This is a genomic window from Ornithinimicrobium sp., assembly GCF_051004135.1.
Classification (GTDB): domain Bacteria; phylum Actinomycetota; class Actinomycetes; order Actinomycetales; family Dermatophilaceae; genus Ornithinicoccus.
In genome coordinates, this window is the sequence record NZ_JBPCKQ010000245.1 from 1 (window position 1) to 8,417 (window position 8,417).

General features: G+C 67.4%; 8 protein-coding genes and 1 pseudogene. 8 read left to right on the forward strand and 1 reads right to left on the reverse strand.

Features of this window, described 5'->3' with window-relative positions; translation table 11 throughout:
• Nucleotides 1–166: 166 nt before the first annotated feature.
• Nucleotides 167–505 (reverse strand): hypothetical protein, encoded by a 339-nt coding sequence (locus tag ACR2FV_RS17495; RefSeq protein WP_434016985.1) that lies wholly within the window; start codon nt 503–505, stop codon nt 167–169.
• A gap of 286 nt (nt 506–791) precedes the next feature.
• Between ACR2FV_RS17495 and ACR2FV_RS17500 the strand changes: the two genes are divergently transcribed.
• The 8 genes and pseudogenes from ACR2FV_RS17500 to ACR2FV_RS17535 form a co-directional block, all read left to right on the forward strand.
• Nucleotides 792–1,538, forward strand: coding sequence for a hypothetical protein (locus ACR2FV_RS17500; RefSeq protein ID WP_434016986.1), 747 nt, complete (start codon nt 792–794; stop codon nt 1,536–1,538).
• A gap of 288 nt (nt 1,539–1,826) precedes the next feature.
• Nucleotides 1,827–3,374, forward strand: coding sequence for an ABC transporter substrate-binding protein (locus ACR2FV_RS17505; protein ID WP_434016987.1), 1,548 nt, complete (start codon nt 1,827–1,829; stop codon nt 3,372–3,374).
• A gap of 4 nt (nt 3,375–3,378) precedes the next feature.
• Nucleotides 3,379–4,323: an ABC transporter permease gene (locus ACR2FV_RS17510; protein WP_434016988.1), complete on the forward strand. Its 945-nt coding sequence runs from the start codon at nt 3,379–3,381 to the stop codon at nt 4,321–4,323.
• A complete protein-coding gene (locus tag ACR2FV_RS17515) occupies nt 4,320–5,270 on the forward strand; it encodes an ABC transporter permease (RefSeq protein ID WP_434016989.1) in 951 nt (316 codons plus the stop codon). Before ACR2FV_RS17510 ends, ACR2FV_RS17515 begins: the two co-directional genes overlap by 4 nt.
• Nucleotides 5,267–6,274 carry an ABC transporter ATP-binding protein gene (locus tag ACR2FV_RS17520; RefSeq protein ID WP_434016990.1) on the forward strand — a complete coding sequence of 336 codons (1,008 nt, stop codon included), beginning with the start codon at nt 5,267–5,269 and terminating at the stop codon, nt 6,272–6,274. The genes ACR2FV_RS17515 and ACR2FV_RS17520 overlap by 4 nt, the downstream gene beginning before the upstream one ends.
• Nucleotides 6,264–7,283, forward strand: a complete 1,020-nt coding sequence (locus ACR2FV_RS17525) for an ABC transporter ATP-binding protein (RefSeq protein ID WP_434016991.1) — start codon at nt 6,264–6,266, stop codon at nt 7,281–7,283. Before ACR2FV_RS17520 ends, ACR2FV_RS17525 begins: the two co-directional genes overlap by 11 nt.
• Entirely contained in the window at nt 7,280–7,984 is a 705-nt protein-coding gene (locus ACR2FV_RS17530) for a DUF1028 domain-containing protein (RefSeq protein WP_434016992.1), read from the forward strand. The genes ACR2FV_RS17525 and ACR2FV_RS17530 overlap by 4 nt, the downstream gene beginning before the upstream one ends.
• A gap of 200 nt (nt 7,985–8,184) precedes the next feature.
• Nucleotides 8,185–8,417, forward strand: a pseudogene (locus ACR2FV_RS17535) (hypothetical protein); the annotation flags it as partial.

Sequence of the window (8,417 nt, forward strand, 5' to 3'; positions counted from 1 at the left end):
CTCACTGCCGGGTCTGCTTGGTCCCGCTGGGAGGTGACCAGGGCATGCACGGCTTCGACCAGCTCTGGCCAGGTGACCAACGCCCGCACGGTGCTCGCGTGGTCCCGGTCGATGGCGGCCCGCCGGACGAGCCGGTCAGCGTCGTGCAGCAACAGTTCGGTGCTGCTCATGTCGCCTGGCAATCGCGCAGCAACCCACACACGTCAGCCACCAGACCGGCCAGTCCCGGCACCAACGTGTAGGCACGCCCGGGCAGCTGGTCCAACACCGCCTCGGCTGCCCGAACCAGCTCGACCGGGTCCTGGGCCACGGGCGTCGGCCCAGCCGAAGGGTCACTGCCGCCCGGGAGCAGCCAGAGGGCATGCTCACTGGCCAGCAACGCCCCCGAGGCCAGGAAGGCACCGGTCAGGTCACTGCGGGTCTGGTGGTAGCGCAGGCTGGCGCGGTCCAGCAGCCGCGCAACGATCGCGACGCTCTCAATCGCCTCCTCGTGTTCGGGGCTCACCTGGTCCTCCTGTGCTCGCTGACAATTGGTCTGTGCCTCGATCAGCTCACGGTTGGCCACGCCTGCGCCAGAGCGAGACCGACTTCTGTGGATGACGCCGAGGCTCATGCACGTGATAGGCGAGACACAGAGCGTGTGGTGCGCACAACACGCCCAGGCTGAAGGGTCGGCGCTACTGCATCTAACGCACTGTGTCGGTGGGTGAGTTCACACTGGGCAGCACGGCGGCTTCAACTTGGGGCCACGTCGGACGTCGAGGAGTTGACCGGTCATGGCAAATGCGGCGATGACACATGCCGCGATGAAGGGGGCGGCCACGGCGCCGCAGGTGCTGGGCTCGGTCGCGATCCTGCTCGTGGTCGGCCCGCTGGTGCCGGCCTGGGCCGGGCTCGGGCTGGGCCTGGGCATGGTGGCGGTGCTGGTCGTGGCCACCGGCCTGTGCGAGTCGACCGCTGCCCGCCTACTCCGAGGCGCCCACAAGACGACCCCAGAGCAGGACCGACTACTGGCGCCGGTGGTCACTGACCTTTCCGCATCCGGGAACTGGCCGGCAGGCATCCAGGTCCGCGTCCTGCCGGCCGCATCTGGCTTGGACGTCGGCGCCACCGGGCGAAACACCCTCCTGGTCACCGGCGGACTGCTGCGTGCCCTGGACAGCGGGACCGTATCCTGTGAAGAGGCAGCGGCGCTGCTGGCGCACGGCCTGGGCCGGTTAGCTGCCGGCACCACCCGGTCCGACCTGACCATCCAGGCCGCAACCCTGCCGGTTGCCGTGCCACTGACGGCCGCCCGGTTCGTCCTCGGCGGGTTGCGGGCGCTACCACTGGGTACAACCATGACCATTCCCTTGACCACTACACGAAGCCCCACTTCCGGAGGTCTGAGGCTGCGCCGCCCAAACGATCAGGCCAGCGCCCATTCACGGCCGTTCGACACCAGCCACCTACTAGGGGCAGCGGGGGCTGGGCGGTCATCACGCTCATCGTCCCAGACCCCACTATGCGTCGAATATCATGCAGTAATTATCGCATGAATGAGGGCGGAAACCAAGCACCCGAACACCCGAACTTGCTGGCCAGACCCCTGATCCCGGAGCCAACCGCACCCCCTATGTCAGGAGTCCTGAGGACCCCACGGCTACGTCACGACACGCCGACACCGCAGGTCACACCCGTCACACGAGCCCCACGACCCCACCCCTGGTGAGAAGACCTCAGTCTCAGGGGTCGATATCGCGTTCCCGAATATTGACCTCGCCTCCGGGCCGTCATACGGTTGAAGCCAGGCTCATCCACGTTGACGCCCGCCGGAAGGGCTCTGCATGCGATTCAGGACTCGACTGACCGTACTCGCAGCGACGCTGCTGCTCGTCGCCACGGCGTGCAGCGGTGGGGACGGCGTCGATGTCGACGGGGGCGGAGGGGGCGGCGGGGATGCCGACGGCAGTGGAGGCGGCCAGTTGGTCGCAGCGATCGCGGCGGAGCCGGACCAGCTCGACCCGCACAAGACAACCGCCTACGCGTCGTTCCAGGTCCTGGAGAACGTATACGACACCCTCGTCCAGCCGGACGAGAACCTCGACATGGTGCCGGCCCTGGCCGAGAGTTGGGAGACCAGCGACGACCAGTTGACCTGGACCTTCAAGCTCCGTGACGGGGTGACCTTCCACAACGGCGACCCGCTCACCGCCGAGGACGTTGTCTTCTCCTACAACCGGATCATCGACGAGGAGCTGGCGAACTCCTACCGTTTCGAGGCGATCGAGAGCGTCGAGGCCACCGACGACCTGACCGTGGAGATCAAGCTCAAGCGGCCCACACCGAGCCTGCTGGCCCAGATCGGCGCCTTCAAGGGCATGGCGATCGTCCACGAACAGAACGTCACCAGCGGCGCCGTCACCCGGAATCCGATCGGCACCGGACCGTTCAAGATGGAGAGCTACACCTCCGGTGACTCAATCCAGCTGGCGGCGTACCAGGACTACTGGGGCGATGCCCCCGGACTGGCGTCGGTGCGCTACACGTTCGTCTCCGAGCCCAGTGTCGCTCTCGCCAACCTGCAGAGCGGCCAGGTGCAGTGGACTGACAACCTGCCACCGCAGCAGGTGGCGTCGTTGGAGGGTCAGGACTCGATCGAGATCGGAAGGGTCCCCAGCAACGACTACTGGTACTTCGCGACCAACCAGGCACGTAAGCCCTTCGACGACCCGCGGGTGCGGCAGGCGCTGGCCTGGGCCATTGACCGCGAGTCGATCACCGAGGCCGCCAAGTTCGGACTGGCCACGATGAACCAGACCGCGATCCCCGAGACCAGCAAGTGGTACTACGACTATGCGCCGTTCGAGCAGGATCCCGGCCGGGCGAAGCAGCTGCTGCAAGAGGCCGGCGCGACGAACCTGACGGTGGACATGATGGTGACCAACGAGTTCCCGGAGACCATCCAGGCAGCGCAGGTCATGGCCTCGCAGCTCGACGCCGTCGGTGTGACGCTCAATATCCGCACCGAGGACTTCGCCACTTGGCTAGACCAGCAGTCCCAAGGGAACTTCGATGCCTTCATGCTCGGCTGGCTGGGGAACATCGACCCGGATGACTTCTACTACTCCCAGCACCATTCCTCGGGAAGCAACAACTACCAGAAGTTCCAGAATCAGGAGGTGGACATGCTGCTCGACGAGGCCCGCACCGAAACCGACCAAGAGTCCCGCAAGGACCTCTACGACCAGGCGGTCAAGATCATCGTGGACGAAGCCAGCTACACATACCTCTACAACCCCGAGGTAGTGCAGGGCTGGTCACCGGACCTGAAGGGATACACCGCCAGGGCTGACAGAGCGATTCGGTTCCACGAAGCTTCACTGGGGGACTGACCCCGTGACCCGCTACGTCCTGAGCCGGGTCGGCCAGGCCGCAGTGGTGCTCCTCGGCGTCAGCATCATCGTCTTCGGACTGATGCAGTTGGTGCCGGGAGATCCGGTGCGCGTGGCGCTCGGAACCAGGTTCGACCAGGACACCTACGAGGCCCTGCGCGAACGGGCCGGGTTGGACCGCCCCCTGCTGGTGCAGTACTTCTCCTACCTCGGCAACGCGCTCACCGGTGACCTCGGCGTCAGCTTCCGCAGTGGTCGGCCGGTCACCGACACGCTGCTCGAACGACTGCCCGCCACGCTCTCGCTGGCCGGGATGTCGTTGCTGATCGCGTTGCTGATCGCCATCCCACTGGGGCTGGTCTCGGCGATCAGGTCGGGGAAGCTCTCCGACTACATCTCCACGGTCTTCAGCCAGATCGGTGTCTCCATCCCGGACTTCTGGATGGCCATCCTGCTCATCCTGCTCCTCACGAGCACCCTCGGCTGGTTGCCGCCGTCGGGCTACGTGTCCTTCACCGAGGACCCCGTGGGCTGGCTCACGCATATCGTCATGCCTGCGCTCACCGTCGGCGTGGTCTCCGGCTCCATCCTGACCCGGTTCGTGCGATCCTCGGTCCTGGAGTCGATGAGCCAGGACTATGTCCGCACCGCGCACTCCAAGGGTTTGCCGCGCACGGTCGTCCTGCGGCGACACGTCGTCCGCGGCGCACTGGTGCCCGTGGTCACCGTTTTCGGTGTCCAGCTGGCGACCCTGCTGGGCGGCGTTGTGGTCGTGGAGGTGATCTTCGCGTGGCCTGGCCTCGGCAGGTTGACGTATGACGCGGTCCAGGCGCGCGACTACCCGGTGATGCAGGGAGCGGTGCTGATGTTCGCGGTGATATTCCTGCTGGTGAACCTCCTCGTCGACCTGCTCTACGCGGCGCTGGACCCCAGGATCGAGAACCGATGACAGACCAGACACGGGACGCACCCGAGACGCCTGACGAGACGGGTGCCGCCCCGCCTGCGACGGAGGCCACCCAGCTGCCCTCCGAGGAGCAGAGGTTCCAGACGCTACGGGCGCTGCTGGCCAACAAGCTGGCAGTCGTCGGTATCCTCGTGCTGGCGGGGGTGGTCGTGGCAGCGCTTTTCGGCAACACGCTGGCGCCGTACGGCGCCAACGAGCTCAGCGTCGCGAACCGGCTGCAGCCTCCGAGCCGGGAGCACTGGTTCGGCACCGACGAGCTCGGCCGTGACATTCTCAGCCGGGTGCTCATCGCAGCCAGGGTCTCCCTGCAGGTGGGCGTGATCGCAGTTGGCATATCGCTCGCGGCCGGGGTGACCCTCGGGCTCGTCGCCGGCTTCTACGGCGGTCGTGTCGACGCCGTGGTGATGCGGCTGATGGACATGCTGTTCGCGTTCCCCGCCATCCTGCTGGCCATCGCGATCCTCGCGGTGCTCGGTCCGGGCATCACGAACGCGATGATCGCCATCGGCGTCGTCTACACCCCGATCTTCGCCCGCATCACGCGCGCCAGTGTCCTGAGCGTGCGCGAGGAGGTCTTCGTCCGTGCCGCGCGCTCGGTCGGCGCGTCCGACGTACGCATCCTCCGGCTGCACATCCTGCCCAACGTGCTGGCGCCGATCATCGTGCAGACCTCGTTGAGCCTCGCGTTCGCGATCCTCTCCGAAGCGGCGCTGTCCTTCCTCGGTCTTGGCGTACAACCCCCGCAGCCGTCGTGGGGCAAGATGCTGTTCGATGGCCGAGGGTTCATCGAGCAGGCCTGGTGGATGGGTGTGTTTCCCGGCCTCGCCATCTTCCTGACAGTGCTGGCCTTCAACATCGTCGGGGACGCGGCACGTGACGCCCTGGACCCGAAGCAACGGTCCGTCATCGAGTCGAGGGGGAACTCGTGAGCGGTGACGAGGCCGACGCCGTGCTCGCGGTGCGGAGCCTGACCATCGGCTTCGGCACGCGACGCGGGAAGGCCAGAGTCGTCCAGGACGTCGACTGGCACGTCGGAGCGGGTGAGACCCTCGCAATCGTCGGGGAGTCGGGCAGCGGCAAGAGCGTCTCCGCGCTTGCGGTGATGGGGCTGTTGCCCACACCGCCGGCGCGGGTCGAGGGAGAGGCGATCATGGGAGGCCGCAACCTCCTGGCCCTGCCCGAGGAGGAGCGTCGGCGTAGCCGAGGACGCGAGCTGGGCATGGTGTTCCAGAACCCGATGACGTCGTTGAACCCCTACCTCACGGTCGGCCGCCAGCTCACCGAAGGAATGGAGTACCACCTCGGACTGCGCGGGAGCGAGCTTCGCGACCGAGCCGTCGACCTGCTGGAACTGGTCGGCATCCCCGCGCCAAGAGACCGCCTCGAAGATCATCCACACCAGTTCTCCGGCGGCATGCGCCAGCGGGTCATGATCGCGATCGCTCTCGCCTGCGAGCCCAAGGTCCTGATCGCCGACGAGGCGACCACCGCACTGGACGTGACAACCCAGGCGCAGATCATCGAGCTCCTCGCGCGGCTGCAGAGAGACCTCGGGATGGCCGTCGTCTGGATCACTCACGACCTCGGCGTCGTCGCCGGGATCGCGGACCGGGTTGCGGTGATGTACGCCGGGCAGGTGGTCGAGGAGGCCGCCGTCGACGACCTGTACGCCAACCCCCGTCATCCCTACACCCGGGGGCTGCTCGGCGCGCTGCCGGTCATCGGGGACCGCGGCGAGGAGCTCTCCACGATCGCGGGCCTGCCCCCAGACCCGCTTCGGATGCCACCCGGCTGCCGCTTCTGGGATCGTTGCACCGTCCGCGCCGACGGGCGCTGCGAGAACGAGCCACCCCCGGTCTGGGAGGCACGGCCGGGACACCGTGTACGCAGCTTCTACGACACCGCCCGGAAGGAGGTGTCCGATGACCGATGACATCCTCACCGTCCGCGACCTCCGGGTGTGGTTCCCGGTGAAGGGCGGGCGCGGCCTCCGGCGTGAGACCCGGCACCTCAAGGCGGTGGACGGGGTGAACCTCACGGTACGTCGCGGCGAGACCGTCGGACTCGTCGGAGAGTCCGGGTGCGGCAAGTCCACGACCGGTCTGGCCCTACTGCGGCTGGTCGAGCCAAGTGGCGGCCGGGTGCTTCTCGACGACGTCGACGTCACCGGGGGGGGACGGGGTGAGCTCCGGGCACTGCGACAGCGGATCACGATGGTCTTCCAGGACCCGTACGCGTCGCTGAACCCGCGACGTACCATCGCCTCCAGCGTCCGGGAGCCGTTGGAGGTCCACGGGCTGCACGAGGGCAAGCAGGCCAGGAGCCGCCGCGTCTCCGAGTTGTTGGAGATGGTAGGGCTGGGGCCGCAGTTCCTCCGTCGACACCCGCACGAGCTGTCCGGTGGACAGCTGCAGCGGGCCTCGATCGCACGAGCACTGGCGGTCGAGCCCGACCTGATCGTGCTCGACGAGCCCATCGCCTCCCTGGACGTCTCTGTCCAGGCCCAGGTGATGAACCTGCTTTCCCGGCTGCAGCAGGATCTGGGTCTCACCTACCTGTTCATCTCCCACGACCTGGCGGCCGTCCAGCACGTCAGCCAGCGTGTGGCGGTCATGTACCTCGGCCGCGTCGTCGAGGAAGGACCGGCCGAGCGGCTGTATGGCGATCCGCAACATCCCTACACGCGGGCGCTGCTGTCCGCCGTACCCGTGCCGGATCCGGTGCATGAAAGGCACCGGGAGCGCATAGTGCTCACCGGGGACGTCCCCAGCCCGCTCGACCCGCCGAGCGGGTGCAACTTCCGAACCCGCTGCCCCGATGTCTTCGAGCCCTGCCCTGCGGTCGACCCGGCGCTGCAGCCGGTCGGTGAAGACGTCCGGGCAGCCTGCCACCTGCACGGTGTCGTGGGTCGCGAGGACTCGGCGGACCGGCGGGCTGGATGACCTTCTCCATCGCGGCGCGGTGCCCGGACACGGGCATGCTCGGTGTCGCGATCGCCACCGCCGTCCCGGCTGTCGGCTCGGTGTGTCCGTTCGTCGCCTCCGGTGTGGGAGCCGTGGTCACTCAGTCGTGGACGAACTCCTACCTCGGTCTGGACGGGCTCGACCTCCTCGAGGCTGGGCTCGCCGCCGAGCAGACGCTCGCCGAGCTCATCGCGGCGGACCCGGGCCGTGACCTGCGTCAGCTCGGCATCGTGGACGCCCGGGGCGGTTCAGCCGCCTACAGCGGCACGAAGTGCGCTGACCATTACGGGCATCACACGGGTCCGGGCTACTCCGTGCAGGGCAACATGCTGACCGATGAGCAGGTTCTCGATGCGATGGCGGACAGCTTCGTCGGTGCGGCCGACGTCGACTTCCCCCAGCGCCTCATCGCGGCGCTCCAGGCAGGCGAGCGAGCGGGGGGCGACCGGCGAGGGCGCCAGTCCGCCGCGATCAAGGTCTACGCGCGGGAGAGGTACCCCTACATGGACCTACGCGTCGACGACCACTTCGACCCGGTGGAGGAGCTCCTCCGCATCGGCGACGTGTGGCGCGCGCAGATCCTGCCCTCGCTGGACATGATGCCGAGAAGGGAGCAGTCGCGCGACCGCCTCGAGGAGCCGACCGACGACACATGCTCATCGACAATCCCGCGCGGGTGACAGGGGACTTCGACCCCGCGTGACTGTGCTGAGGGGCGCACCACCGAGGGCTGGGTCGAGCGGTTCGACGCCGCCGACCCTTCGCCCGCCGACGAACCCTGAGCGCCAGGAGCGGTGGTTTGCGAGGTTCTCGAGAGTGCCCGCTCCGGATTGACCAGAATGGTACCGTAATCTTGTACGACTGCCCGAAGGAGTTTGGGATGTCCATCACCGCGAGCGAGGCGCGCAAGCAACTGTTCCCATTGATCGAGAAGGTGGACAACGACCGCGTCGCGGTGGAGATCACCTTCTCGTCGCGGGAACGCCGTACTGGTGTCCGCGGTCGAGTACGCCGCCCTCGAGGAGACCGCCTACTTGCTCCGTGTGCCTCCTGGAGCGTGCCCACTTCGGTGGAGACGGAGGAAAGTCAATGGGTTCTCAGAGTAGAAGGAGA

Coding starts and splice junctions, on each gene's coding strand:
- ACR2FV_RS17500 (WP_434016986.1), top strand. CDS start 792: ATGACACATGCCGCGATGAAGGGGGCGGCCACGGCGCCGCAGGTGCTG.
- ACR2FV_RS17515 (WP_434016989.1), top strand. CDS start 4,320: ATGACAGACCAGACACGGGACGCACCCGAGACGCCTGACGAGACGGGT.
- ACR2FV_RS17530 (WP_434016992.1), top strand. CDS start 7,280: ATGACCTTCTCCATCGCGGCGCGGTGCCCGGACACGGGCATGCTCGGT.
- ACR2FV_RS17525 (WP_434016991.1), top strand. CDS start 6,264: ATGACCGATGACATCCTCACCGTCCGCGACCTCCGGGTGTGGTTCCCG.
- ACR2FV_RS17505 (WP_434016987.1), top strand. CDS start 1,827: ATGCGATTCAGGACTCGACTGACCGTACTCGCAGCGACGCTGCTGCTC.